The organism is Methylomonas rhizoryzae, from assembly GCF_008632455.1.
Lineage (GTDB): Bacteria > Pseudomonadota > Gammaproteobacteria > Methylococcales > Methylomonadaceae > Methylomonas > Methylomonas rhizoryzae.
This window is the reverse complement of the sequence record NZ_CP043929.1, coordinates 2,763,730-2,787,332: the sequence shown is the minus strand read 5'-3', so window position 1 is coordinate 2,787,332 and position 23,603 is coordinate 2,763,730. Positions and strand designations below refer to the sequence as shown.

At 55.5% G+C, this 23,603-nt stretch carries 30 protein-coding genes; 8 read left to right on the top strand and 22 right to left on the bottom strand.

Translation table 11 applies throughout. The features are described 5' to 3' along the window. Positions 1–66 precede the first annotated feature (66 nt). Complete coding sequence (gene purL, locus F1E05_RS12470) at positions 67–3,954, top strand: phosphoribosylformylglycinamidine synthase (protein WP_150048928.1); 3,888 nt, start codon at positions 67–69, stop codon at positions 3,952–3,954. Positions 3,955–3,957: 3 nt separating this feature from the next. Then, positions 3,958–4,200 (top strand): hypothetical protein, encoded by a 243-nt coding sequence (locus F1E05_RS12465; protein ID WP_150048926.1) that lies wholly within the window; start codon positions 3,958–3,960, stop codon positions 4,198–4,200. A gap of 54 nt (positions 4,201–4,254) precedes the next feature. Here the strand turns inward: F1E05_RS12465 and F1E05_RS12460 are convergent, their stop codons facing one another. Then, positions 4,255–4,689 (bottom strand): protein YgfX, encoded by a 435-nt coding sequence (locus F1E05_RS12460; protein WP_150048924.1) that lies wholly within the window; start codon positions 4,687–4,689, stop codon positions 4,255–4,257. Between the two features lie 92 nt (positions 4,690–4,781). Between F1E05_RS12460 and ygfZ the strand changes: the two genes are divergently transcribed. From ygfZ to F1E05_RS12440, 4 genes are all read left to right on the top strand, one after another. Further along, positions 4,782–5,663, top strand: coding sequence for a CAF17-like 4Fe-4S cluster assembly/insertion protein YgfZ (gene ygfZ / locus F1E05_RS12455; protein WP_150048922.1), 882 nt, complete (start codon positions 4,782–4,784; stop codon positions 5,661–5,663). A 17-nt stretch (positions 5,664–5,680) separates the two neighbouring features. After that, positions 5,681–6,523: an HDOD domain-containing protein gene (locus F1E05_RS12450; protein WP_150048920.1), complete on the top strand. Its 843-nt coding sequence runs from the start codon at positions 5,681–5,683 to the stop codon at positions 6,521–6,523. After that, positions 6,524–7,516, top strand: coding sequence for a COX15/CtaA family protein (locus tag F1E05_RS12445; protein ID WP_150048918.1), 993 nt, complete (start codon positions 6,524–6,526; stop codon positions 7,514–7,516). Positions 7,517–7,612: 96 nt separating this feature from the next. Beyond that, on the top strand, positions 7,613–9,355 hold the full coding sequence (locus F1E05_RS12440) for a DEAD/DEAH box helicase (RefSeq protein ID WP_150048916.1): 1,743 nt from the start codon (positions 7,613–7,615) through the stop codon (positions 9,353–9,355). Positions 9,356–9,533: 178 nt separating this feature from the next. On the opposite strand, the gene F1E05_RS12435 is transcribed toward F1E05_RS12440, so the two are convergent. Next, complete coding sequence (locus tag F1E05_RS12435) at positions 9,534–10,733, bottom strand: cation:proton antiporter (protein ID WP_150048914.1); 1,200 nt, start codon at positions 10,731–10,733, stop codon at positions 9,534–9,536. A 163-nt stretch (positions 10,734–10,896) separates the two neighbouring features. Here F1E05_RS12435 and F1E05_RS12430 point away from each other — a divergent pair, with 163 nt between their 5' ends. After that, positions 10,897–12,177, top strand: a complete 1,281-nt coding sequence (locus tag F1E05_RS12430; RefSeq protein ID WP_150048912.1) for an NAD(P)/FAD-dependent oxidoreductase — start codon at positions 10,897–10,899, stop codon at positions 12,175–12,177. Positions 12,178–12,237: 60 nt separating this feature from the next. On the opposite strand, the gene F1E05_RS12425 is transcribed toward F1E05_RS12430, so the two are convergent. The 11 genes from F1E05_RS12425 to F1E05_RS12375 form a co-directional block, all read right to left on the bottom strand. Further along, complete coding sequence (locus F1E05_RS12425) at positions 12,238–12,954, bottom strand: hypothetical protein (protein ID WP_150048910.1); 717 nt, start codon at positions 12,952–12,954, stop codon at positions 12,238–12,240. A 138-nt stretch (positions 12,955–13,092) separates the two neighbouring features. Further along, the gene (hypD, locus tag F1E05_RS12420) at positions 13,093–14,241 is read right to left on the bottom strand and encodes a hydrogenase formation protein HypD (protein WP_150048908.1); all 1,149 of its coding nucleotides are present in this window, start codon (positions 14,239–14,241) and stop codon (positions 13,093–13,095) included. Beyond that, positions 14,238–14,465, bottom strand: a complete 228-nt coding sequence (locus tag F1E05_RS12415; protein ID WP_150048906.1) for a HypC/HybG/HupF family hydrogenase formation chaperone — start codon at positions 14,463–14,465, stop codon at positions 14,238–14,240. The genes hypD and F1E05_RS12415 overlap by 4 nt, the downstream gene beginning before the upstream one ends. A gap of 24 nt (positions 14,466–14,489) precedes the next feature. After that, positions 14,490–14,801: a type II toxin-antitoxin system RelE/ParE family toxin gene (locus tag F1E05_RS12410; protein ID WP_197737360.1), complete on the bottom strand. Its 312-nt coding sequence runs from the start codon at positions 14,799–14,801 to the stop codon at positions 14,490–14,492. Beyond that, entirely contained in the window at positions 14,798–15,001 is a 204-nt protein-coding gene (locus tag F1E05_RS12405) for an addiction module protein (RefSeq protein ID WP_150048904.1), read from the bottom strand. Before F1E05_RS12405 ends, F1E05_RS12410 begins: the two co-directional genes overlap by 4 nt. A gap of 62 nt (positions 15,002–15,063) precedes the next feature. Next, positions 15,064–15,918, bottom strand: a complete 855-nt coding sequence (gene hypB, locus F1E05_RS12400; protein WP_150048902.1) for a hydrogenase nickel incorporation protein HypB — start codon at positions 15,916–15,918, stop codon at positions 15,064–15,066. Then, positions 15,918–16,259 (bottom strand): hydrogenase maturation nickel metallochaperone HypA, encoded by a 342-nt coding sequence (hypA, locus tag F1E05_RS12395; protein WP_150048900.1) that lies wholly within the window; start codon positions 16,257–16,259, stop codon positions 15,918–15,920. Before hypA ends, hypB begins: the two co-directional genes overlap by 1 nt. A gap of 56 nt (positions 16,260–16,315) precedes the next feature. Next, positions 16,316–17,476: a nickel-dependent hydrogenase large subunit gene (locus tag F1E05_RS12390; RefSeq protein ID WP_150048898.1), complete on the bottom strand. Its 1,161-nt coding sequence runs from the start codon at positions 17,474–17,476 to the stop codon at positions 16,316–16,318. After that, entirely contained in the window at positions 17,473–17,934 is a 462-nt protein-coding gene (hybE, locus tag F1E05_RS12385) for a [NiFe]-hydrogenase assembly chaperone HybE (protein WP_150048896.1), read from the bottom strand. The genes F1E05_RS12390 and hybE overlap by 4 nt, the downstream gene beginning before the upstream one ends. Positions 17,935–17,936: 2 nt before the next feature. Continuing rightward, a complete protein-coding gene (locus F1E05_RS12380) occupies positions 17,937–18,158 on the bottom strand; it encodes a rubredoxin (protein WP_150048894.1) in 222 nt (73 codons plus the stop codon). Further along, the gene (locus F1E05_RS12375; protein WP_150048892.1) at positions 18,155–18,994 is read right to left on the bottom strand and encodes a hydrogenase expression/formation protein; all 840 of its coding nucleotides are present in this window, start codon (positions 18,992–18,994) and stop codon (positions 18,155–18,157) included. Before F1E05_RS12375 ends, F1E05_RS12380 begins: the two co-directional genes overlap by 4 nt. 185 nt (positions 18,995–19,179) lie before the next feature. Here F1E05_RS12375 and F1E05_RS12370 point away from each other — a divergent pair, with 185 nt between their 5' ends. Next, the gene (locus F1E05_RS12370) at positions 19,180–19,716 is read left to right on the top strand and encodes an REP-associated tyrosine transposase (RefSeq protein ID WP_150051974.1); all 537 of its coding nucleotides are present in this window, start codon (positions 19,180–19,182) and stop codon (positions 19,714–19,716) included. 108 nt (positions 19,717–19,824) lie between these two features. On the opposite strand, the gene F1E05_RS12365 is transcribed toward F1E05_RS12370, so the two are convergent. The 9 genes from F1E05_RS12365 to F1E05_RS12335 form a co-directional block, all read right to left on the bottom strand. Continuing rightward, positions 19,825–20,061 (bottom strand): toxin-antitoxin system HicB family antitoxin, encoded by a 237-nt coding sequence (locus tag F1E05_RS12365; RefSeq protein WP_150051972.1) that lies wholly within the window; start codon positions 20,059–20,061, stop codon positions 19,825–19,827. Between the two features lie 185 nt (positions 20,062–20,246). Beyond that, positions 20,247–20,612: a hypothetical protein gene (locus tag F1E05_RS12360; protein ID WP_150048890.1), complete on the bottom strand. Its 366-nt coding sequence runs from the start codon at positions 20,610–20,612 to the stop codon at positions 20,247–20,249. 105 nt (positions 20,613–20,717) lie between these two features. After that, positions 20,718–20,777: a hypothetical protein gene (locus F1E05_RS20910; RefSeq protein ID WP_408631338.1), complete on the bottom strand. Its 60-nt coding sequence runs from the start codon at positions 20,775–20,777 to the stop codon at positions 20,718–20,720. After that, entirely contained in the window at positions 20,770–20,922 is a 153-nt protein-coding gene (locus F1E05_RS20280; protein WP_190303127.1) for a hypothetical protein, read from the bottom strand. Before F1E05_RS20280 ends, F1E05_RS20910 begins: the two co-directional genes overlap by 8 nt. A gap of 221 nt (positions 20,923–21,143) precedes the next feature. Beyond that, the gene (locus tag F1E05_RS12355) at positions 21,144–21,560 is read right to left on the bottom strand and encodes a thioredoxin domain-containing protein (protein WP_150048888.1); all 417 of its coding nucleotides are present in this window, start codon (positions 21,558–21,560) and stop codon (positions 21,144–21,146) included. Then, complete coding sequence (locus F1E05_RS12350) at positions 21,557–21,853, bottom strand: HypC/HybG/HupF family hydrogenase formation chaperone (protein ID WP_150048886.1); 297 nt, start codon at positions 21,851–21,853, stop codon at positions 21,557–21,559. Before F1E05_RS12350 ends, F1E05_RS12355 begins: the two co-directional genes overlap by 4 nt. Then, entirely contained in the window at positions 21,853–22,533 is a 681-nt protein-coding gene (locus F1E05_RS12345; RefSeq protein ID WP_150048884.1) for a HyaD/HybD family hydrogenase maturation endopeptidase, read from the bottom strand. Before F1E05_RS12345 ends, F1E05_RS12350 begins: the two co-directional genes overlap by 1 nt. A 120-nt stretch (positions 22,534–22,653) precedes the next feature. Further along, positions 22,654–23,349 (bottom strand): Ni/Fe-hydrogenase, b-type cytochrome subunit, encoded by a 696-nt coding sequence (cybH, locus tag F1E05_RS12340; RefSeq protein WP_150048882.1) that lies wholly within the window; start codon positions 23,347–23,349, stop codon positions 22,654–22,656. Beyond that, positions 23,346–23,549, bottom strand: a complete 204-nt coding sequence (locus F1E05_RS12335; protein ID WP_150048880.1) for a hypothetical protein — start codon at positions 23,547–23,549, stop codon at positions 23,346–23,348. Before F1E05_RS12335 ends, cybH begins: the two co-directional genes overlap by 4 nt. Positions 23,550–23,603 lie beyond the last annotated feature (54 nt).

Below are 23,603 nucleotides of genomic sequence, written 5' to 3'. Positions count from 1 at the left end.
CACCATCGGTTATCCGTTCAGGATTCAACCGGCTTACTCTTTTGCCATTTGTACCATCAGATCCCCATGTTGACGATCCCAGGCTCATCCGCACTTTCTTCGTTTCGAATCGAAAAACTGCTAGACCGTTTGCGAGCCATCGATAGCCGCGTCAAGGCGATTGGCGCCGAATTCGTACATTTCGTGCAAACCGGCGAAGCCTTGCAGCCGGAGGCTTACCGGATTTTGTCCGGCTTGCTGGACTATGACGCGCACGCCGGCCAAGCGGAATTTGCCGTAGCCGAGGGCGAATGTGTGCACCGCATTTGGGTGGTGCCGCGTTTGGGAACGATTTCCCCATGGTCCAGCAAGGCTTCCGAAATCGCCCAGCGTTGCGGGTTGGCAGAAGTAAGCCGTATCGAACGTGGTATTCACTATCGGCTACTGGCAAGCGCACAATTGCAGCCGGGCGATTTGCAGGCCTTAGCGACGTTGTTGCACGACAGAATGACGCAACAAGCGGTTTCGGATCCGGCCGAATTGGTGTTGTTTGCCGAACACCAACCCAAACCATTGCAATCCGTAACGCTGATGGAAAACGGCCGTACGGCTTTGGAACAGGCAAATCTGCAACTCGGCTTAGCCTTGTCGCCGGATGAAATCGATTATTTGACCGAGGCCTTTACCCGGCTGGGCCGCAACCCGACCGACGTCGAATTGATGATGTTCGCCCAGGCCAACTCGGAGCATTGCCGCCACAAAATCTTCAACGCCAGTTGGAGCATAGACGGCGAAGAGCAGGCCAAATCGCTGTTCGCGATGATCCGCAATACCCACAGCCTGTACCCGCAAGGTGTGTTGTCGGCTTACAAGGACAACGCCTCGGTACTGCAAGGCCCGACCGCACAGGTGTTCATCCGCGACGCCCACAGCCATCGCTACGGTTACGTCGAGGAAGCCGCGCATATCTTGATGAAGGTGGAAACCCACAATCATCCGACCGCGATTTCGCCGCACCCCGGCGCGGCGACCGGCTCCGGCGGCGAGATTCGCGACGAAGGCGCCACCGGTCGCGGTTCCGCGACCAAGGCCGGCCTGACCGGTTTCAGCGTGTCGCATCTGAGAGTTCCCGGTTTCGAACAACCCTGGGAGGTCGACAACGGCAAGCCGGAACGTATCGCCTCGGCCTTGGACATCATGCTGGAAGGGCCGATCGGCGGCGCGGCCTTCAACAACGAATTCGGCCGGCCCAATCTGGCCGGCTATTTCCGCAGCTTCGAACAACCAGCGGAAAACGGCGAGGCCAACCAGTACCGCGGCTACCACAAGCCGATCATGATCGCCGGCGGCATGGGCAACATCCGACCAATGCTGGTGGAAAAACAGACCATACCGGCCGGGGCGTTGATTGTGATTTTGGGCGGGCCGGCCATGCTGATCGGTCTGGGCGGCGGCGCAGCCTCGTCGCAAACTTCCGGCGCCAGCGCGGCGGAACTGGATTTTGCCTCGGTGCAACGCGAAAACCCAGAAATGCAGCGCCGCTGTCAGGAAGTGATCAACCATTGCAACTCGCTGGGTGACAACACACCGATTGTGTCGATCCACGATATCGGCGCCGGCGGCTTATCCAATGCGGTGCCGGAAATCATCCACGATGCCGGCAAAGGCGGCCGCTTCGAACTGCGCAGGGTGCAGAACGCCGACAAAAGCATGTCGCCGATGCAAATCTGGTGCAACGAGGCCCAGGAGCGCTACGTGGTGGCGATCAAGCCCGAGTCGCTGGAATTGTTCCAAAGCTTTTGCGAGCGCGAGCACTGCCTGTACGCGGTGATTGGCCACGCCACCGATGAAGAGCATTTGACCCTGAGCGACGAATGGTTCGGCCACTCGGCGCCCATCGATTTACCGATGTCGGTCTTGTTCGGCAAGCCGCCGAAAATGCACCGCGATGTGCAACGGCTGCACAAAGCCTTGCCGGATTTGGCTTTAGATCAAGTCGAGCTGGCTGAAGCGATTAAACGGGTATTGGCGTTTCCGGCCGTTGCCGACAAAAGCTTCTTGATCCATATCGGCGACCGTTCCGTCACCGGCTTGGTGGCGCGCGACCAGATGGTCGGCCCTTGGCAAGTGCCGGTGGCCGACGTCGCGGTCACCGCGTCCGGCTTTTACGCCTACACCGGCGAAGCGATGGCGATGGGCGAGCGCACGCCGCTGGCGCTGATCGACGCCCCGGCCTCGGGTCGCATGGCGATCGGCGAGGCCTTGACCAATTTGGCCGCCGCCCGCATCGGCAAGTTGAACGACGTCAAGCTGTCCGCCAACTGGATGGCGGCCTGCGGCAGCCCCGGCGAAGACGCGGCCTTGTTCGATACCGTCAAAGCGGTTGGTATGGAACTCTGCCCGGAATTGGGCATCGCGATACCGGTCGGCAAGGACTCTTTGTCGATGAAAACCGTCTGGCAGGACGATCATGGCAACAAAACCATGACCTCGCCGCTGTCGTTGATCATCACCGCCTTCGCGCCGGTGCAAGACGTGCGCAACACGCTGACGCCGGAATTGCGCGATGAGGACAGCGTCTTGTTGCTGATCGACTTGGGACTAGGCAAAAACCGCCTCGGCGGTTCGGTACTGGCTCAGGTTTATAACCAACTCGGCAGCCAGGCGCCCGACCTGGACGATGCCGGCCTGTTCAAACGTTTCTTCGACACTGTCCAAGCCCTGAACCGGCAAGGTCTGATTCTGGCTTACCACGACCGCGCCGACGGCGGCTTGCTGGCAACGGTTGCGGAAATGCTGTTCGCCGGCCGCCAGGGCGTCGATCTGGATTTGTCCGATTTGCCCGGCGATACGCTTTCGGCGCTGTTCAACGAGGAATTGGGCGCGGTGTTGCAGATCAAAAGCAGCGAGTTGAATCGAGTCGCCCGGCTGTTGGATCAGGTCGGCCTGGACGACCACAGCTTCGTGGTGGGCCGCGTCGTCGATGGCCGGCAGTTGCGCATCTTCAAAGCCGGTCAGCAGCTCTATAGCGCCTCGCGCACCGAATTGCAGCAGACTTGGTCGGAGGTCAGTTACCGGATGCAGGCCTTGCGCGACAATCCCGATTGCGCCAAACAGCAATTCGAGCGCATCGCCGACGATAACGATCCCGGTCTGACGGTGCAGCTGACGTTCGATCCGAACGACGACATCGCCGCCGGTTTTGCCGGGCAGGTAAGGCCGAAAGTCGCCATTCTGCGCGAGCAAGGCGTCAACGGCCACGTCGAAATGGCGGCGGCCTTCGACCGCGCCGGCTTCGATGCCATCGACGTACACATGACCGACATTATCGGCGGCCGGGTCAGCCTGGGCGAATTCAAGGGTTTGGTGGCCTGCGGCGGTTTTTCCTACGGCGACGTGCTCGGTGCCGGCGGCGGTTGGGCCAAGTCGATATTGTTCAATGCCAAGGCCCGGGACGAGTTCGCCGCCTTTTTCGCCCGCCCGGATACCTTCGGTCTGGGCGTGTGCAACGGCTGCCAGATGATGTCCGGCTTGAAGGATATCATTCCCGGCGCGGAACACTGGCCGGCCTTCAAACGCAACCTGTCCGAGCAGTTCGAGGCGCGGGTGGCGATGGTGAAAATCCAGGCCTCGCCGTCTATTTTCTTTACCGGCATGGCAGGTTCGCTGCTGCCGGTGGTCGTCGCCCATGGCGAGGGCCGGGCGGAATTCGGCTCGGCGAATCCGGCGCAGGCGCAGGTGGCGGTCAGTTATGTGGACAATTACAGCCAGGAAACCGAAGTTTTCCCCGCCAATCCCAACGGTTCGCCCTACGGCATTACCGGCTTGACCACCGTTGACGGTCGTTTCACGATTATGATGCCGCATCCGGAACGCTGTTTCAGGACGGTGCAAAACTCCTGGCATCCGGCGCAATGGCAGGAAGACGGCGCCTGGCTGCGGATGTTCCGTAATGCCAGAGTTTGGGTCGGATAGTGTATGTCGGCCCATCCCGCGGAGATTCTGGCGCTGCTTGAGCGCGGCGATTGGGATGCTGCCCACAGGGCGGTGCAAGTCCGTTCGGATACTGTAAGCTGCTTGATCCACGCTTATCTGCATCGGCTGGAGGGCGATTTGTCCAATGCGCACTATTGGTATACCCGGGCCGGAGAGTCGTTTCCGGCAAATAATTTGGTGCAGGAATTGGCGCGTTTGCAGGCTTTGGCTGAGAGAGAAAGCTAGCCGAAGCGCGGGTAGTGGTACTGCTCGCGCCGTCGTACGAGAGCTTGTTCAGGTTTAGCGCTTGTCCGCCTGTCTACCGATACTGAATTTCAAGCAGGCGATCAGGCGGCGGAAACTTCCGGCCGGTAGGGCGTCGGATAATACAGGCAGATATTTTTTACGGCCGCGGCAGCGAATGTGCAGAAATATCGCGAAAGGAGTCAGCGTGGTGCCGGGCAACAATGTGGCCGGCTCAAACGCTTGGCCGGGCTCGGCGTATTGCCAAGCGCCGGCGCGGTAACGCAGTTGGAAACCGCTTGCTCGCTGCCGTTTTACCGAGCGCCACCACGAGCAGAGGAGTGCGATCGTCAATCCGCCACGCCAAATGCCGGACAGATCGTTCAGCCAACACGCCGGTAATGCGCACGAATGCAATAAGTGAATGAAACATTGCAAGCGCGGCGAATCGGTTACGACGAATTCTTGTAAGGAATTGAGATATTTCGGCATATTCCGATCGGTGTTGTTGTCATCTGACGGTAAAATGAACCGGCTGTCCAACTAAGATTGGCAGTGAGAATCCCGTTTTTTATTACTAGCTCATGAATCCAGCAAACTCAAACTCCGCTACTTATTATCCGTTACGGCATTTTGCGGTCATCGAAATTACAGGTGCGGATGCCGAATCATTCTTACAAGGCCAATTGACTTGTAACGTCAAGGAAATCGACTCAAGCTGCGCCGGTATTGCCGGCTATTGCAATCCGCAAGGGCGGGTAATCAGCACCGTGTTGCTGGTCAAATCGCCTGACGGTTTTTTAGCGATACTGCCGCGTAGCCTAGCTGAAAAGGTGTCCAAGCGCTTGCAGATGTACGTGTTGCGCTCCAGGGTCAATCTTGCCGTTGACGGCGGCTGGCGTTTATTCGGCTGTTGCCCGGAGCAGGCGGCGGAGTCGCGCGCACCGGCCGATAGGCTTTTCCCTTGCCACTTGGAAAACGCCAATCTGTGGGTCTGTTTGCCGGGCGGGCCGCTGCGTTATTTAATACTGACCAAGGCCGTACAGCCTATAAGCGCCGACGGGGACGACGCGCAGTGGGGCTATTGGGACGTGTTGGCCGGGGTCCCCTGGTTCGGGCTCGAACAATCCGAACAATTCATTCCGCAAATGTTGAATCTGGACCGATTAGGTGGAGTCAGTTTTACCAAGGGTTGTTATACCGGCCAGGAAATCGTGGCCCGCACCCATTATTTAGGCAAGAGTAAGCGCGCTTTATGGGTAGGGCGGGTAGCGGCGTCATTGCCTGTTGGTGATTACAAGGTTTTGGCAAGCGACGGCCAAACTAAGCAGGGAGACGTGCTGGCGGTACAATCCTATCAAGCCGAGACAGCGCTCCTGATGGTTTTACAGTCGCTTGATGAGATCGGGAAACAACTTATACTTAGCGATCAAAATCACACGCCGGTCACGGTCGTTTCCGGGTAAGCGCTGGATAGCTAACTATGCAATTTAAATCCGTTCAAGAGTTTTTGCACCACGTTCGAACCGAGTTGGAAGCTAATCGTCTGGTGCTGCCTACCTTGCCCGACGTGGCAATTAAAGTACGCGATGCGGTTTCCAAGGGAGAGGCATCGGCTCAGCAGCTTTCGGAAATCATCGTGACCGATCCGGCTTTGTCGGCAAGGCTGATCCAAGTGGTTAATAGTCCCCTGTACCGAGGCGCTAACGAAATCAGCAATATCCAAATGGCGGTGACCAGACTGGGCAACAGTACCATTCGCACCTTGGTAACCAGCTTGGTCATGCAGCAGATGTTCAAACCCACCAGTCCTTTGTTGGAGGGCTATTTCCGCTCCATCTGGGAACAAGGGGTGAACGTGTCGGCCATTTGTCGGGCTTTAGCGACTTTCGTGCCGCATTTGAACTCGGATGAGGCCATGTTGGCCGGCTTGCTGCACCAAATCGGCAAGCTGCCGATTTTGACCTTGGTGGAAAAAATTCCGGAGTTCAAGGACAGCCCGTCGCGTTTGGAAAAACTGTTGGAAAAGGCTCATCCGCACGTGGGAAAAATCATCATGGATACCTGGAATTTTCCGGAAGAGTTAAAACTGGTAGCCTCTGCCTATGTCGAATTTCAGCGCGACCATGACGGTCCCGCCGATTATGTCGATCTGGTGCAAGTGGCCTTCCTGCAAAGCATCGCCGGCACCGATCATCCGGCCTGCCGGGTCGATTGGCGTTCGGTAGCGGCCTTTGCCAAGGTGGGTCTGCAAGCCGACGCCGAGATTCTGGAAATCGAAGGTGTATCCGAAGAAATCGAATTAGCTCAATCCATGTTGCGATAAATGACAGCCGTAATAGAACCTAAAGCCGCGTCCCGGTTTCGCCGTTTAGGCACGTTGACCATCTGTGCCGTGTATTTCGTGATCTTGGTCGGCGGCATTGTGCGTGCTTCCGGTGCCGGCATGGGCTGCCCGGATTGGCCGACGTGCTTCGGCCAATGGATACCGCCGACCGACGAAGCCCAACTGCCGACCAATTATCACGAAATTTACGCGGCGCGAGGCTACCAAAGCACCTTGTTCAATCCGGTCAAAACCTGGACCGAGTACACCAACCGTTTGATCGGGGCGACAACCGGCCTCTTGGTGTTTTTGACCGCGTGGGCTTCGCGCATCTATCTAAGGACCGACAAAGCCACTTTTTATTTGTCTTTGAGCGCGTTTTTTCTGGTCGGATTCCAAGGCTGGTTAGGTTCGGCAGTCGTCGCCAGCAATTTGAAACCGTTGATGATTACCTTGCACATGTTGTTGGCGCTATTCATCGTCGCCCTGCTGATTTACGCCATTAGCCGATCGCAGAAAGAGCTGCTTAGTGCATTGAATACCGTCTGGGTCAGTGCGCGGTTTCGGTTGGTCCTTAACGTTGCGATGGCCATGACCTTGCTGCAAGTGGCCATGGGTACGCAGGTACGGGAAGCGGTGGATTTTATTTCCCACCAGCACGCTTACATCGAGCGCGAATATTGGCGCGACAGTTTTCCGCTGATTTTTTACGTGCATCGTTCGTTTTCGTCGCTGATTTTGTTTACCAACCTGTGGCTGGCTTGGCAGGTTTATCGGCACACCCAGGTACAAGATTTGTTGCGCCGGGTTGCTTACGGCTTGGTCGGTTTGATCCTAACCGCGATCTTGGCCGGCGTGAGCCTGGACCGCTTGGGCTTTCCGGCCGTCGCCCAGCCCTTGCATTTGTTGATGGCCAACCTGATATTCGGTTGCCAGTTTTTTCTGTTTATTTGCTTGCACTATTCGGCCGATAAGTGGCGTGCTTTTACCTAAATATCAACGCGTTAGTTAATTTCGGCCGGATTTAAGGTACAATAGTTGCTGTGCCCGCAATTTCGCGGGCATGTTTTTTTCTACAGGTATTATTTGATGTCAGACACCCCTGCGCCTTCCTTTCAAGATTTAAATCTCTCCGAACCCGTACTTAAAGCATTGCAAAACGTAGGCTACGAATCGCCTTCGCCGATTCAGGCCCGCATTATCCCGTTCGTGATGTCCGGACGAGACGTGCTAGGACAGGCGCAGACCGGAACCGGCAAAACCGCGGCGTTTGCATTGCCGATTTTGACCCGCATCGACGTCAAGCAAAAAGAACCGCAAGCCTTGGTGTTGGCGCCGACCCGGGAATTGGCCATTCAAGTGGCCGAGGCCTTTCAAAGTTATGCCGCTCATATCAAAGGTTTTCACGTATTGCCGATCTACGGCGGTCAGGATTACACCACCCAGTTGCGTCAGCTGAATCGCGGCGCGCACGTGGTCGTGGGGACGCCGGGCCGGGTGATGGATCACATGCGCCGCGGCACCTTGAAGCTGGATAACTTGAAAACCCTGGTATTGGACGAAGCCGACGAAATGCTGCGTATGGGATTCATCGACGATGTCGAATGGATTCTGGAACAAACGCCATCCGATCGACAAACGGCCTTGTTCTCCGCCACCATGCCGGCGGAGATTCGTAAAATCGCGCAGCAATACTTGAACGATCCCGAACAGGTGACGATTAAAGTCAAAACGACTACTGCGGAAAACATTCGTCAGCGTTATTGTTTCGTCAGCGGCCCGCACAAGATGGATGCCTTGACCCGGATTTTGGAGGCGGAAAATTTCGACGGCATGATTATTTTCGTCAGAACCAAAACTGCGACCGTCGAAGTGGCCGAAAAATTGGAAGCGCGCGGTTTTTCCGCCTCGGCGATTAACGGCGACATGTCGCAAGCCTTGCGGGAACGGGCGATAGAGCATTTGAAAAACGGCAAGCTGGATATTTTGATTGCTACCGACGTGGCTGCACGCGGTTTGGACGTGGATAGGATTACTCACGTGGTCAATTACGATATTCCGTACGACACCGAGTCGTACGTGCACCGCATCGGCCGCACCGGGCGGGCGGGGCGTACCGGTGACGCGATTTTGTTCGTATCGCCGCGGGAAAAACGCTTGTTGGCCAATATCGAACAGGCGACGCGGCAGAAAGTGGAAGAAATGCCGTTGCCGTCTACCGAGTTCATCAACAATGCCAGGGTCAAGCGGTTTAAACAACGGATTACCGATACCCTGGCGGCCGAAGAGTTGAGCTTTTACAGTCAGCTGATCAACCAATACCAGGTCGAACATAACGTACCGGCAACCGATATTGCGGCGGCGTTGGCCAAATTGCTGCAGGGCGATACCCCGCTGCTGCTGAAAGACACCGTCAAGAAAGCGGCTAAGGATTACGCCCGCGACGAAGCGAAAGACCAGGGCGGTAAAAACGAGCGCAGCCGAAAGCGCGAGCGGAATACCAATCGGGCGGGAGGGGTGGAAATGGAAGTGTTTCGCATCGAAGTCGGTCACCGCGACGGGGTGAAACCCGGCAACATCGTCGGTGCGATTGCTAACGAGATAGGCATAGACGGCGATCATATCGCCCGTATCAAAATCGAGGATCAATACAGCACGGTAGAGCTACCGGCCGGCATGCCTAAAGATTTGTTTCAAGCGCTGAAGAAGGTGAGGGTGGTCGGTAAGGCGTTGAATATTTCCCGGTTGGACGAAGCTTCGGTAAAAAAGGACAAAAGCAAAAAGCGCGTGGGTTCCTCATCCAAACGCGGCAAGTCGGCGGGAAGCGAGTAGTCGGTCCCGTGTAAGAAGCGGGTTAGGTAAACTGCCGGTTTATACCACAGCCCAAAGGCGGCGCCAGTTCATCGGATTCGGCTGGCGCGGCTAAATGGGTTTGATCGGTAATCACGAGGCCGTCCCCGGCCAATAAAAATCCCATAGACTAAAGACGGCATAACCGTTAAGTCCCGGGTTATTCCGGGGTATTCTTACGGCCTTGCAGGCGGGCCAGCTTGGGCGCGACTGCCGGTACGGTCAACATGGTGCTAAGTAGAGCCATCACTAGCAAGGCGGTAAAGGTTTGGCCGGTGATGATTTGTTTGTCCAACAGCACGTTGGCGAAAATAATCATGATCAAAGCCTTGGTTTGCAATAGCCAGCCGATGATGGACGCTTCGCCCGGTTGCCAGTTCAACAGTTTTCCGGCCAGTCTAAGGCCCAGTAATTTGCCGCTGACGGACGCAATCAGCAGGACGCCGGCGGCGATAAGCACTTCGAGCCCGCCGGACGACCAGTGAGTTTTTAGCCCGGTACTGAGAAAGAACACCGGCATTACCGTCAGCAACAAATTTTGGCGTAATTGGTCCATCCGGCCGTGTTCGAACCAGGCGCTGTCCAGAATGGCGCCGGCCAAAAAGGCGCCAACCATAAAATGCAAGCCCGCCCAATCCGCGCCCAGGCCGAAAAAAGCCAGACTGATGATGCCGAGATACCAGCGGTCGCGTTCCGGCAGCCAAGCCATCAAGCGGCGCACGCCATAAGCGAAGAGAGGAAATAGCACTAGAAAAGTCAGTTGCTTGCCGATTCGGGTCCAGTCCAGCAGGATGATCGACAATATGGCCCAGATTGCAATATCGTCTAAACTGGCGTACCGCAGGATGCGCTGGCCGAGGGGGTGGCGCAAGATCCGCAGTTTATCCAGCAGCAAAATCAATATCGGCAATGCGGTGACGGCACAGGACATACCTATGCCTAAAATAAACTGCCAATTCATGGCGCGTTCGCCTATCCAGCCCGGATAAAACTGGATGAGCATGGCTGCCGCGCATCCGAATAGCAGAGGAACTCCTAGGGCCAAGCCCGCAGTCACCGAGCTCTCCAAGCGGTATTCCCAGGCTTTGCCCAAATCCAGTTCGATGCCGGCCACCCAAACAAACAGCATCACCGCCCACCAGGCGATCCCGTTCAAGGCTTGCAGCACCGAAGGATTGAAAACAAAGCTGTAGTATTCCGGATAAACCGCGCCGAGCACCCCCGGCCCCAACAAGATGCCGGTACCGATTTGCACCACCACCAAAGGGGCGAAGTAGTCGGTTCTGGCGATGCGCCAAATCAGGTAAGGCAGGGTATAAATGCTGGAGATTGCAATCAGGAAAATTTCGCTGGTGGACATGACGGATAGTGATCGGCATTGTGAAACCGAGCATTATGACAAACATGGATTGGCCGCAGCTATGGCCGCGGTTTATTCGCTCGCACAAGCCGACTGCTGGCGTGTTATTTTGTAGAGGCGTTTGTGTTACCGATGGCGGTATCACCAATCAGGGAGAAATCCGATGACATCAGGCGAATATTTCAACGCCGTAGTGATAGGCGGCGGTCCGGCCGGCAGTAGTGCGGCAATTTTGCTGGCTCAGGCCGGTTTACGGGTGGTGCTGTTCGAACGCGAGCGCTTTCCACGCTTTCAAATCGGTGAATCGATGCTGCCGGCCGCTTGGGAAATTTGGCGCCGGTTGGGAGTTACCGAAAAAATAGAAGCCGAAGGCTTTACGGTTAAGCAGGGTATTCACTTCGGCATGTTCAATCAAAAGCCTGAGGTGCTGTTGTTAACTGCCGAGTATCCGGACTATTTCGAACGGCCTTATACCTACCATGTCGAACGCGCTCGTTACGACCAAATACTTTTGGAACACGCCGCATCGTGCGGTGTCGAGGTGCGGCGCGAATGGTCGGTAACGCAAGTGCTGTTCGACGGCGACGCGGCGATAGGCGTGACCGCCGGGCCGATAGGGGGCGAAGCACGGCCGATCCATGCGCCGGTCGTGATTGACGCGTCGGGGCGGGAATCCTTGATCGCGCGCAGGTTCGGCTGGCGGCGGCCGTTGCCGGAGTTAAACAAGATCAGCCATTTCGCCCATTTCAACGGCGGTTTTCGCCGCAATCCGCACGATTTCGTCAGCTTCGGCGCAGTCATGGAAGGTTCGGTAACGACCGATATTCATAGCATAGACGGCGGCTGGCTTTGGTATATTCCGCTACGCAACAACGTGGTCAGCGTCGGTGCGGTGTTGGATGCGAGATATGCCAAACGCTTGGGGGAAACTGCGCAACAACGTCTTCGCGCGGCGATAGACGGCTGCGATTGCATACGTCTATGGCTGGAGCACGCCGAGCAGGCGATGGACGTCAAGACGATTTCGGCTATCGGTTATACCACTGAACGCTTTCACGGCGATGGTTTCGTATTGGTCGGCGACGCGTCGATGTTCGTCGACCCGGTATTTTCCGCCGGCGTTACGTTGGCGATGCGTAGCGGAGTATACGCTGCGGAAACCATCTTGGAGGGGGTAGCGGCGGGCGGCGATTTCGGCGCCGCCCGCTTGCAGCGTTACGAACAGCGCATTCGCGAGCCGATGGAACGCATCTTTAAAATGATTTACAACTGGTACCGAATTTTGGAACAGCAGGATGCCAATAACATTATTGTGCGCTCGCGGAACAGTCCGATGTTGCGCGAGCGGTTCATCGTGCTGTTATCGGGCGGTTACGACAAAGTCAGTATGGAACAAATTTTGGAGGCCGCGCAGGAGCCGGAATCGACGTATTTGATGTCGTGACCGGTCATAGGGGAGCCTAGCCGGCAGCTGATTGCCACGGCTTTATCAAGCCTTCACAGCCTAAGATCCCCCAGGTTTTTTACTGAAGCTGATCATGCAGCCAAGCCCGATCATAAGCAAACCTAGGCCGGCAGGCACAGGCACGGGTTTAACGCTCAAGCGGGCAATTTCGACGTTGGCACTGTTATCACCCGTCAGATTGCCGAAATAAATTTGATAAGGCACAAACGCACCGGGGGCTATGCTTTGTGTCGCGATCAATTGCCCATCCACTGTAAATTGTAACCACCCGGCATCGGTCACGCGGAATCGATAGTCGTGAAATTGACTATTGTCGTAAACGACGCTGTTGACCGTTCCCGATTGCGACACGTAAAACCAATCCAGATAGGCGTCGTATAAAAATAGCGAGAGCACCGAGCCCAGTGGTTGCGAGCTTAGTTGAAATTGGAAGCCCGTCCTGTCGGATTGCGGGTCGAAATCGACTACTCTGGCGCGGATGTCGATTTCGAAGCCGTGCGAATAGGCTTGATCGAAGGTCCAACGGTAAAAATAGCGGGCGCCTTCGTTTACCGAGCTTGTTTGAGTTAACGTATCGTTTTGTGTCTGAAAAACTTCCGTTTCCGGTTGCAGGTATTGACCTTGCTCACCCCAGGTTCCGAAGTATTCCCAGCCTTGGGCGCTCGGTAAACTGTCGAAGGCCAACGAAACCGGGGACGCATGTGCGACGGATCCCAGCGACAAACACAACCATATTATTGAACGATCGAGTTTCATAAATTTCTCCGGATACGGTTAAACTGCTGCGGCTTGACGGTTTTTCCTGGTACGCAGGCTGATCGTCGGCGCCGGGTTGGCGGCCGATTGTGACCGCTTATATTCGGAAGACCTGCAGCACGGTCAAGTCATCAATCATCAGTTGCTTAGCGCTAATCCGTTTGGCGATTTACCTGCTGAGTGATTTCTGACCCGGCCATAGCTCCAATACGCCGCGCAAGCGCCTTCCGACGACACCATGCACGAGCCCATCGGGTTTTCCGGGGTGCAGACGGTTCCCAATAATTTGCAATCCTGCGGCTTTTTGGCGCCGCGCAAAATGGCCGGGCATTCGCAGCCTTTGACGTCGCTGGCTTTAATCGCCGGCATCGCGAAACGGCGTTCGGCGTCGAATTCGGCGTACTGCGGTTTGATGCGTAACGCGCTGTCGGGAATCAGTCCCAGGCCGCGCCACTCGAACTGCGGGCGCAATTCCAATACTTCAGCGACCAGCGCCTGGGCTTTGCTGTTGCCGTCGCGGGTGACGGCGCGGCTGTATTCGTTTTCGACCTGACGCCGGCCAGCATTGAGTTGGCGGATCAGCATCAGTGCCGATTGCATCACGTCCAGCGGTTCGAAGCCGGCGATGACGATGGGTTTGGCGTACTGCTCGGCGAAGGTTTCGTAGGGCCGGCTACCGATTACGCTACTGACGTGGGACGGGCCGAGAAAGCCGTCGATCTGCACCGGTTCCGGAGCGTTCAAGATGGCTTGCATCGCTGCCGGGGTCAGTACGTGGTTGCAGAATACGCTGAAATTTTTCAATCCTTCGGCCTGCGCTTGCTTGACGGCAACGGCGGTGGGCGGTGTTGTAGTTTCGAAACCGATGGCGAAAAACACCACTTGGCGGTCGGGGTTGTCGCGGGCGATATTCAGCGCATCTTGAGTCGAGTAAACCATGCGGATGTCGCCGCCGGCCGCCTTGGCTTTGATCAGACTTTGCCGCTCGCTGGCCGGAACCCGCATCAGATCGGCGTAGGTGCATAAAATCACCTCGTGCTCGCGCACCAGTTGGATGGCGTTGTCGATCCGTCCGGTCGGCAGCACGCACACCGGGCAACCGGGGCCATGGATGAATTCGACGTTGGCCGGCATCAGATCCTGCACGCCGTAACGGAAAATGGCATGGGTATGGCCGCCGCAAAACTCCATCAGCCGATAATGGCGGGCAGGATCGACAGTTTGGGCAATCGCGCCGGCCAGTTGTTGGGCAACGTCGCGCTGGCGGAATTCGTCGATGTATTTCATGAGGCAATCAAACCGGCTTCGGCAAACAAAGCCAGGGTCTTCAAGGCTTCGTCTTCGTCGATTTTGTTCAGGGCGTAACCGACATGGACCAATACATAATCACCTACTTTGATGTCTTCCACCAATGCCAGCGACACCTCGACCTTAACGCCGTCCACCGATGCGGTGGCCATGTCGCCGGCGGGTGCTATTTCAACAATTTGGGCAGGGAGAGCAAGGCACATCAGCAAAATCTCGTGATAATAAAGTCAAGACGTTGGACTATTTAACCGGCTTGCGATCCGGATCGGATTACGCCGTAAATCGAGCACCGCAACGACGATAATCGCCGAATCGGTAACGTCGTAATAAATCGCATAAGGAAAGCGTTTGGCCAGCATGCGGAATAAACCGAATTGCTTTTCATGTATGCCGGCGTATAAGTGCAGGGATTCAATATCGGCAATCAGGCTGTCAAAAAAGTATCCACCGACTCCAGGTTGGCTGGCGTCGTAAAACCGTTTGCCCGTTTGTAAATCGGCGGCCACTTTTTCTAAAAACAGCAATTCTTTAGCGATCATCGATTGCGGTCTTTCAACTCCTGCAACGTCAGCAATTTGGCTTGATGCGAGGCGAGGCGCTCCATTCTGCCGTTGAGCACCTCTTGGTGCCATTGCGGCGAGGCGATCGGCTCCGGCTCTCGGCAAAGACTGTCCCAGATTTCCTCCATTAACAACATGCGTTCGCTGACGGGGAGCGATTTGATTTCGGCTATGGTCATGGCGATACTCCTACTCTGCTCAAAGCCACTATACCCTATCTTTCGAGTTTGAAATGCAGGCGTCAGGCATAGCCAATCCCCTGCAACGCCAACTCCGCCCGCAGCCATTGCAGCCAATTGTCCATGCCCTCGCCGGTTTTGGCAGAAAGCTGCAACACGCGGATTTTCGGGTTGACCTGTTTGGCGTAGCGGATGCATTGTGCCACGTCGAAATCCAGATGCGGCAGCAGGTCGGTTTTATTCAAAATCATCAAATCGGCGGCATGAAACATGTCCGGATATTTGATCGGTTTATCCTCGCCCTCGGTGACCGACAGAATCACCACCTTGTGGGCTTCGCCCAAATCGAAGGCGGACGGACAAACCAGATTGCCGACGTTTTCGATGAACAGCAGGCTTTTTTCCGGCAGATTCAGACTTTCCAGGGCATGACCGACCCGGTGTGCGTCCAGGTGGCAGCCTTTGCCGGTGTTGATCTGCACGGCCGGCACGCCGGTAGCGCGGATGCGGTCGGCGTCGCGGGCTGTTTGCTGGTCGCCTTCGATTACCGCCATCGCTATCTGGTCTTTCAAACGCAGCACGGTTTCAGTCAGCAAAGTGGTTTTGCCGGAGCCCGGACTGGACACCAGATTTAACGCCAAGATACCGCGCTCGCCGAAATAGCGCCGGTTGTCGCCGGCATAACGGTTATTGGCGGACAAAATATCCTGTTCGATCTGCACCATCCGTGCCGGGGTCAAGCCGGGCGCATGCGCGTGTGCCGGACCATGGCTGTGGTTGTGTTCGTGGTGATGGTGGTGCTGGCTATGGCTGTGGGCACGCACATGGTGGTGTTCGTGCACGTCGCCATGTTGATGATCGTGATCGTGTTCATGCGAGTGGTTCAGGCCCTCGCCGCAGCCGCAGACGCCGCACATTACTCTACCTCCAATTCTTTAATCCGCATTTGATCGCCGCCGCTCACTTGAATCTGATGACTGCCACATAGCGGGCATTCGTCGTATAACTGCCGGACCGGCACGTTGCGCCCGCACGGCATACACCAGGCTTCACCCGGTATTTCGATAATTTCCAGTTTGGCCGCGTCGGCCAGAGAGCCTTTTACCACTAGATCGAAGCTGAACTTTAACGCTTCGATTTCCACCCCGGCCAAAGCGCCAATTTCCAGCCAGACTGTCTTTACCTTGGCATAGTTTTGTAGCGGCGCCTGCTGCTCCAGGGTTTGTAAAATACTTTCGCAGAGCGACATTTCGTGCATGGTGGTTATCGCGTCAGGTTGGTTAGAACAGTTAAATAGCGGCTATTGGGCGCATGCTAGATTTCCTCCAAAGTTAACCGATACGGCACGCAGGGATCTATCGCTTGTATCCACCATTGCGCTTGCCGGCGTAGCTCCTCATTGTCCTTCGCTCGTAAGTTGGCTAAACCGCGCGCCGCGACACCTTGCGGATGAAAATTCCACTCGGTCGGCGCCACGATGCGGTAATCGTACACCCGCTCATCGCGCAGTTCCAGCGCGTGAATTAATACGCCGCGAGCCGCCTGTACCTGCGCCAAGCCGGCGTCGCCGTCACCCACGCTATCGGTCAAAAGCACATTGGATTCAGTTGTGCGTAAGTGAGCACAAAACAGGCTTACCTCTTGCAGCAAAGCGACGAAGCGGGCGAGCAGACCGTTGCCGTAGTTAACACGCAATGCCGCCAGCAACGGTGACTGCTGCAAACTGTAAGGTGTATTCTCGAAGCACACTCCTTGCCAAGTCGGCGTAAGGCAAAACGCTTCGGCATCGTCCGCGCGCAGTCGCTGTAGCAGTTCATAACTGTCCAAATTCGGTAGTGCTGCTATCGGGTTGCAGCCGGCGGCTTGCCAGCCCCAGGGATACAAGCGCTGTACGATTCGACCTGCCCAACTGTTGTTGCCCGCCAACCAAGACCGCATATCCTCTTCATACTGCAACGCCGCGAACTCGGTCATGCAGCCGGAGAATACTGCGGCATCGATTAAATGAACCAATTCGTCCGCAACCAGTGCTGCGGCACTGAAGTTTAACGACGACTTTGCATCCAAGCTAAACGCCGCTGCTTCAACGAATAAGGCCGATTTAAAACGGCGGCTGCAGTTCAGCACACCGGCCAGCGCGGATTTGTCGGCCGCTTCATCGAGCATAACAGGCCAGTCGAGCAAGATACGCCAGACGTGTTCGCGCAAGGTTTCGGCATATAGCAGCTGTACGTGTGCTAAATCGGTTTCCTCGTCGTACGCTTGGTCCAATGCAGCTAAACACGCCATTAAAGCCGCGTAGCTATGCGCATCGGCACATAGCGAAAACAGCATGGGTACCAGCGCCAATACTTCGTTCGGCGTTTTGCCGATTAGCACCCGCGCTGCCAGCGGACGGGTCGAGCTAATCTTCGCGGACTGCGCTGTTCCGCCGCGATGGCGTAACAGAATCTCTAATTCGCCGCCGGGACTCATTTAGCAGGGCCGAACTGTCCGCGCAGTAAATCTCTACGGCTCATTGGTTGTTGCGGCACACTCAACAGGCCTTGCAACGCCGCTTCGCCAGCGGCGACTGCCGCCTTTTGATCTTCGAATTGGAACATCGGCGAAAACAGCGAGCATAGTCCGTAACGGCCTAAATCTTTTTCTTCGGCAACGGTAAACGTAAAAGAGCCGTACGGAAAAGCGCACTCGAACTTGCAACCTGGGGCTTGAGCAACCCAATCGCTATGCGCTCCTGGCAGTAACAGCAGGTTCATGAACCAGGGTGTCAGCAATATACCAACCCAGTCGCCGTTAAACGGGTAAAACGGCAACGCCTGCACCGACAATTTTGGATTGAGCAACGGCACGTCCTGCATCCGCTCGGTCAATATGGCGTTAAAGCGCGCTTCCAACGCGTGTTGGATTTGTGAGCTGTCCTGCCATTCCACGCTTACGATTCCAACAACAGGAAATCCCGTTTCGGCGCGCCGCATTCCGGGCAGCTCCAGTGATCGGGCAAATCGGCGAAAGCGGTACCCGGCGGAATTTGCCACACCTCGTCGCCGCAGTCCGGGTCGTACACGTGCCAGCAAATCTTGCATTCCAGCTTGGCTTTAGCATCCAGCCGTGCGGCATCGCCGCCGTAAGCGCCGGAGAAAAAGCTCTCGCTCATAGATAAACCTTCAATATTTCCTCCAGCCGCTGGGCGCTGTCGGCGATGTCTTCGCTAGAGGCGCAGGCGACGTTGGGCATGTCGCTGACTTCCAATGTGTTCAAAATCAACGTGTCCTGTGAATTAAAATAGCGCACCCACCAAACGTTACGGGTGGCGGTCGCCGTTATCCGGCAGTTGCCGTAGCCGCGCGACAATATCGTTACCGGCCCTTTGCCCAAGCGTTGTTCCAGCAAAGCCAAGTCTTGTTCGGTTTGCGGCAACAGGCTTAAATTGATGACGTGAGCTTCGGTGCCGGGCCGGTACTCGGCAATCTTGGCATTCAGTTCCGCTAGCAGCGGCAACGCATTCATCACGCCTTCCGGCAAGTTGACGATATCGGTCTCGACCTGCGCTGCCGCGCCGGCGAACGCCGACTGCAACAAGGCTTGCGGGATCACGCCGACTTCCAGGCAGTCGGCAATCACTTGCTGCCCCTCAAGCTGTTGCGAGCGCCATACTCCGGCCAAAACCGATTCCTGCACCCGCAGTCCGCCTGCACCCAGGGCACTGACTTCTCCCTCGCCGAGCAACTCATCGATAAACGCGCGGTTCGCCGAATCCAAACCGGTCAGATCGATGACCGGCATTACCTCAGGATAAGCCAGCAATGCCTGCTGCAAGCACTCGGCTACGGCCCGTGCCGGAGCCAGTTCCGGCGCTTTCAAGTCGGAAGAGATCTGCGGCATCCGATAGATGGCCATTTCTTCCGGCATGGTCAGGTAATCCAGCTCGGCGCCGTCTTCTTCGGCGGGTTGGGAGCCTTGGCCGAAAATTGGGAGGGGTATGCTTGTCATGTTTCGGTTTTCTGTTGAATTAAACTGTTGGCTGGATGAGCGAAGCGTCTCCGGCATTGGGTAATTGTTTATTCGGTGTCGCTAACGCGGTTGTCGTTTTCCTCGTTCCCACGCGCCGCGTGGGAATGCAGATTAACCGCGCCAGCGGTAACATAGAATCCAATCAAACCAGCAAGGTCAACTCCATGGGTCGCAGCCGATACCGCATTCTCCAGTCAGAGTATCCGCACTTTTTGACCTGCACAGTCTTGAACTGGATACCGCTATCCACCCGCCCGGCCACCGTGCAAATCGTACTGGACGCTTTGTCTTATCGCCGACAACAGAACGGCTGGCGGATTTACGGGTATGTGATATTGGAAAATCACATGCATTTACTGATACAAACCGACGATCTAGCCAACCAACTCGCCCATTTCAAATCTTACACTGCCCGCCAGTTGATCGACTATTTTCACGGAATCAAAGCCGAGCGGCTATTGGTCCAACTCACATGGTTTCGCAAAGCGCATAAAACCGACAGGGCATATCAATTGTGGGAAGAAGGCAGCCATCCGCAGTCGATCGATAATCCCGAAGTCTTAAGGCAGAAGCTGGATTACATCCACCTCAACCCGGCCAAACGCGGTTATGTCGATTTGCCGGAACATTGGCGATATTCCAGCGCCCGCGATTATGCTGGGTTGGCGGGTTTGTTACCGGTTTATCGCGATTGGTTTTAGCTTTACCGCAGCGCGGTTAACCTGCGCTCCCACGCGGCGCGTGGGAACGAGAGGAAAAAACCTATTAATTAACTCCTCGTTTTCACTCCGGGCGAGGGAACGGAAACTTTAAAATTCGTCGCCGCTTAATGGTGGTCTGTCGCAAACGTTTTGCAAAATAGCATCAAACGCATTTTTATCCGCTCGCTCGGAACGAGCGTTCAAGTAATCCTCAGTTGCCAATGCCGATACCTTTTCGGCCACGGCGCTAGCGATGAATTGGTTAATGGAAACCCCTTCCTTTTGTGCAAATTCTTTGACGTGTCTATGAACGGAATTGGGGAGTCTTAGGCTTAATGCACTCATTTCAAACGCTCCAGTAATGTTTTTGGGATGATGGCTCCAACGCCTAATTTTTCGCGGCCGGCAAAGTTCTAATTGTTGTGTAGTAACAATGGTTTTAACACTAGCAGCAACAGCCCTATCCGGCAGGATTCTACTAAAGCATGGTAGATGCAAACTTTTTGCTAGGCTTCTTAGCTCGAAGAAACTCATTGAGCCGGAAGTGCTACCAAATCACTTTGGTCTCCGGCGGTAGTATATAGAGTTGCTGATCCGCGAACGTCTGACTTTTTTCCATCCACTACTGTAAATTTACAAAATTGCGAATCTGTGTCTGAGCCACTTATAGCCTTAATGGAATTAGGCAATATAAGTACTGTAGAGTTTCTAACTAATTCTCCATTGCCATTATAAATTTCTAAAATAACTTTTTTTGAGGATTTATTGATATTAGCTATTTGGCAGTAAAACGAAGTACTGCTGCTAGGGCTTAATGGTGGGGTGTATAAAATTGCCTTTGCAGATGTGCCAGCAGAAAAAAACATAATAAATATTATTAGTGAAATATGTTTCATTTTATTCCTCTTAATATATAAAAATAACGGTGGATTGTTATTAGTTTTAATGCGAGATTTCCGCCTGTCGAAGTGACTCGTGGTTCATCTGAGCAATGTGCGGGCTTACTCGGCAACCGCTGTTCCGGAAATTGATTGCACTTTGCCCGAGTCAAAATCAGCCAAGCGACGCGCCGATTCGTCCCCCCAACAATTGCTCGAATTCCGACTCGGAAACTTCTTCGACACTCAATAACAAGCGTCGTGCCAGTGCGGCACGTTCTTGATGCGGTAGAGAAAATATTTCAGCTTCCAGTTGTGCGAGATTCATATCTGCAATACTCCTCGAAACTTAAGACAACAGGCTACTACGGTGCTGGCGCAGCAGGGATAGTATACGTCCAAGCGCAATCGGTCAGGATAGCGACACCAAATTGTTAAAGAGCTGTTGAGACTCTTAGTCTCAACAGGGAACCGCGGAGCGGTTCAAGCCTGGCTTCCACGCTGAGCGTGGGAGCTATAAAAAGTTACAGGTTTTCCAACGTATAAAATTCAGGCCTGCCCGCTACACACCTTGCCGATGTCAAACCCCGGCGGCGCGCTGGGCTGCGAGGCCAAGATGCGGCTGAATTCCCGGCCGTATTCCTGCCAGTCCTTGATGCCGGTAATCGCGCCCAAATACTCGCCGCGGCGCAGGAATATCAGGGTAGGCCAGCCGGTAAAACGGTAGCGGGCTTGTAGTTCGCGCTCAACCGTGCGGGCAATCAGCGCGCCGTGCAAGCGGCCGGCGTAGGCTTTAAGCAGCTCGGGCAACACGATGGCCACGTCGTGGCTTTCCGGAAATATACCCGGATCGTTAGCGAAAAACAGCACGACGTCGGCGTGGCCGTAAACGAACAGGTCGAAGTTGTCGGCGTCCAGCAGCGGTAGCCCGTGGCGGGTTTGCAGCTGTTCCAGTAAGGCGCTCATCGGCGTAAAAACTCCGGCAGTTCCGGCTCGCGGTCGACTAAGTCGGCAAATAAATGGTCAATGTTGGTTTGTCCTTGCATGGCCAAGCGCATGGCTTCCAGGGCGTCGCTGATTTGCGTGGCCTTTTCCGCGCTGACCACTTCGCGGGCGGTATCCAGAAACACCAAAATCCAGGTGCCTACCGGCTGGTCGCCAACCAGCATCATGTCGATGCGGCTCAGCTGGCCGCGATACTCGCAAATTGCCGAACCTAAGCCTGTTTCCACGACTTGCATGGGTATGCCTATGCACATCAGTATTTTCCCCGGTAGTCGACATCCACTTGCATGGCGTCCTCTAAAGAGTGCGGTGGACGTATTTCGAATGCGGCGGAGCGAACCACGCGTTCGTCGCCAAGCCGGCAGGCAAGCTCGGCATCGGGGCGCTCTTGCTCGTAGCGATGCATATTCAATGCCGGATCGTCCAACTCGGCGGCGCTATCCAACCGCTGCGCCGATACCCCAAATTCGGCTAGATAGGCCAGGGCCAGATCGATCGCCGGCTGGATTTGCGCTTTGACCGCCGGCCGCAGGCTGCCGCCGTAATCTTCCAATTCTTCCGGCTGCACACCGATCAGCAACAAACGCTCGGGATATTGGCCTAGCATCTGCGCCATCGCCAAGACTTCTTGAAAGCCGGTTTGGTGCAGGCTCATTTTTTTGGCGCCTAAAAAGTTGGGCACGTCATCATTCTCGACGCGTTTCAGCGTGGCCGGCGCCAAGCCGTAATCTACAGCGTCAAACACCACCAGTACGTCGGCATTTTGCACGTGCTCGATCAAATAAACACCCTGGGTTCCGCCATCCAACACTCGAACGTTATCCGGAAAACAGTAGTGTTTTTGCAGATGCTCGATGACCCGCACGCCGAAGCCTTCGTCCGCCCACAGCAGGTTGCCGATGCCGAGCAGCAGAATGTTGACCGCTTCCTTCATACGGGTAGGCCTGCGTGGCGGTTTAGGATATAGTGGGGCGGATGCACCGAACTTATCGTCCCCGGAATTTGCCAGCCCGAGGTTGGGACGGTAAGGGAAAGCGCATCCACCGCAAACTGCTTAGTGGGCATCGTCTATCGGTTCGTCGTTGCGAAAGCTGCGCCAGCCGGTAGCAATAGTAGCCAGCATGCTTTGTCCTGATAATTTTTCTTCGCGTATCGCCACGTAGATATGGATTAACACGAAGCAAACGATGAACCACATCACCAGATGATGCCAGGTATGCACGGTCTGGCTGTCGCCGAACAGCGGTAACAGCCAGCTGCTGAACAGGGCAAATTGCCAGCTACCTTGACCTTCGCCTTCGCCGTACAGGGCAAAGCCGGTGAAAATCATGAATAGCACGCCCCAGACGAACACGAAATGCATGGCCAAAATAGCTAGCGGATTGTGGCCGATGTAATGCCGTGGTTGTTTTTCCAGAAAGCAATACCAGCGGACTTCGCACCACACGCCTTCCCAGAAGTGTGGGCTGAGCAAGGGCGGCAGGAAAATTTGTTTGGCGTGTTCGTTACCGACCGCTGCCCAGTACAAGCGCCCCACTAAACCGATTGCCAGCAGGTAACCGGCGGCGAAATGCGCAAAGCGAATGTAGCCCATCAGAAAATTGGCTGAAGCTTCGCCGGCCGGCGACGATAACGGCGACGCAATCAAGTAGCCGGAGACAGCCAGCACGACGATGGCCAGCGCATTGACCGCGTGCCACAGCCTGACCGGCAGTTCGTAAACGTAAACCGGAGCGTCCGGCGCTTTCATTGCGGTCTCCGCAGCTGCCAAGCCAACAATAAAGCGGCTAACACGGTGGGAATGATCCAGTGAGCGTCGCTCCAACCGGCCGGTTGGCTTAAGGCAAAATGTTCCAGCGCGTGGCTGAAGCTATCGATGCCAGGATGGCTGTGGGCGTGGACCGTACCGGCAGCCAGTAGCAAGCCAGTGGCGAAAAGTAATTTGTTCATAGTGACTCCGCTAGGTAGTACCGCAGGGTAGGCTGTGCCTACCCGTTGTCGAGT

Bases quoted from the DNA above. Each gene is read 5' to 3' on its own strand.
- purL (WP_150048928.1), top strand. From the start codon at position 67: ATGTTGACGATCCCAGGCTCATCCGCACTTTCTTCGTTTCGAATCGAA.
- F1E05_RS12465 (WP_150048926.1), top strand. From the start codon at position 3,958: ATGTCGGCCCATCCCGCGGAGATTCTGGCGCTGCTTGAGCGCGGCGAT.
- F1E05_RS12460 (WP_150048924.1), bottom strand. From the start codon at position 4,689: ATGCCGAAATATCTCAATTCCTTACAAGAATTCGTCGTAACCGATTCG.
- ygfZ (WP_150048922.1), top strand. From the start codon at position 4,782: ATGAATCCAGCAAACTCAAACTCCGCTACTTATTATCCGTTACGGCAT.
- F1E05_RS12450 (WP_150048920.1), top strand. From the start codon at position 5,681: ATGCAATTTAAATCCGTTCAAGAGTTTTTGCACCACGTTCGAACCGAG.
- F1E05_RS12445 (WP_150048918.1), top strand. From the start codon at position 6,524: ATGACAGCCGTAATAGAACCTAAAGCCGCGTCCCGGTTTCGCCGTTTA.
- F1E05_RS12440 (WP_150048916.1), top strand. From the start codon at position 7,613: ATGTCAGACACCCCTGCGCCTTCCTTTCAAGATTTAAATCTCTCCGAA.
- F1E05_RS12435 (WP_150048914.1), bottom strand. From the start codon at position 10,733: ATGTCCACCAGCGAAATTTTCCTGATTGCAATCTCCAGCATTTATACC.
- F1E05_RS12430 (WP_150048912.1), top strand. From the start codon at position 10,897: ATGACATCAGGCGAATATTTCAACGCCGTAGTGATAGGCGGCGGTCCG.
- F1E05_RS12425 (WP_150048910.1), bottom strand. From the start codon at position 12,954: ATGAAACTCGATCGTTCAATAATATGGTTGTGTTTGTCGCTGGGATCC.
- hypD (WP_150048908.1), bottom strand. From the start codon at position 14,241: ATGAAATACATCGACGAATTCCGCCAGCGCGACGTTGCCCAACAACTG.
- F1E05_RS12415 (WP_150048906.1), bottom strand. From the start codon at position 14,465: ATGTGCCTTGCTCTCCCTGCCCAAATTGTTGAAATAGCACCCGCCGGC.
- F1E05_RS12410 (WP_197737360.1), bottom strand. From the start codon at position 14,801: ATGATCGCTAAAGAATTGCTGTTTTTAGAAAAAGTGGCCGCCGATTTA.
- F1E05_RS12405 (WP_150048904.1), bottom strand. From the start codon at position 15,001: ATGACCATAGCCGAAATCAAATCGCTCCCCGTCAGCGAACGCATGTTG.
- hypB (WP_150048902.1), bottom strand. From the start codon at position 15,918: ATGTGCGGCGTCTGCGGCTGCGGCGAGGGCCTGAACCACTCGCATGAA.
- hypA (WP_150048900.1), bottom strand. From the start codon at position 16,259: ATGCACGAAATGTCGCTCTGCGAAAGTATTTTACAAACCCTGGAGCAG.
- F1E05_RS12390 (WP_150048898.1), bottom strand. From the start codon at position 17,476: ATGAGTCCCGGCGGCGAATTAGAGATTCTGTTACGCCATCGCGGCGGA.
- F1E05_RS12380 (WP_150048894.1), bottom strand. From the start codon at position 18,158: ATGAGCGAGAGCTTTTTCTCCGGCGCTTACGGCGGCGATGCCGCACGG.
- F1E05_RS12375 (WP_150048892.1), bottom strand. From the start codon at position 18,994: ATGACAAGCATACCCCTCCCAATTTTCGGCCAAGGCTCCCAACCCGCC.
- F1E05_RS12370 (WP_150051974.1), top strand. From the start codon at position 19,180: ATGGGTCGCAGCCGATACCGCATTCTCCAGTCAGAGTATCCGCACTTT.
- F1E05_RS12365 (WP_150051972.1), bottom strand. From the start codon at position 20,061: ATGAGTGCATTAAGCCTAAGACTCCCCAATTCCGTTCATAGACACGTC.
- F1E05_RS12360 (WP_150048890.1), bottom strand. From the start codon at position 20,612: ATGAAACATATTTCACTAATAATATTTATTATGTTTTTTTCTGCTGGC.
- F1E05_RS20280 (WP_190303127.1), bottom strand. From the start codon at position 20,922: ATGAATCTCGCACAACTGGAAGCTGAAATATTTTCTCTACCGCATCAA.
- F1E05_RS12355 (WP_150048888.1), bottom strand. From the start codon at position 21,560: ATGAGCGCCTTACTGGAACAGCTGCAAACCCGCCACGGGCTACCGCTG.
- F1E05_RS12350 (WP_150048886.1), bottom strand. From the start codon at position 21,853: ATGTGCATAGGCATACCCATGCAAGTCGTGGAAACAGGCTTAGGTTCG.
- F1E05_RS12345 (WP_150048884.1), bottom strand. From the start codon at position 22,533: ATGAAGGAAGCGGTCAACATTCTGCTGCTCGGCATCGGCAACCTGCTG.
- cybH (WP_150048882.1), bottom strand. From the start codon at position 23,349: ATGAAAGCGCCGGACGCTCCGGTTTACGTTTACGAACTGCCGGTCAGG.
- F1E05_RS12335 (WP_150048880.1), bottom strand. From the start codon at position 23,549: ATGAACAAATTACTTTTCGCCACTGGCTTGCTACTGGCTGCCGGTACG.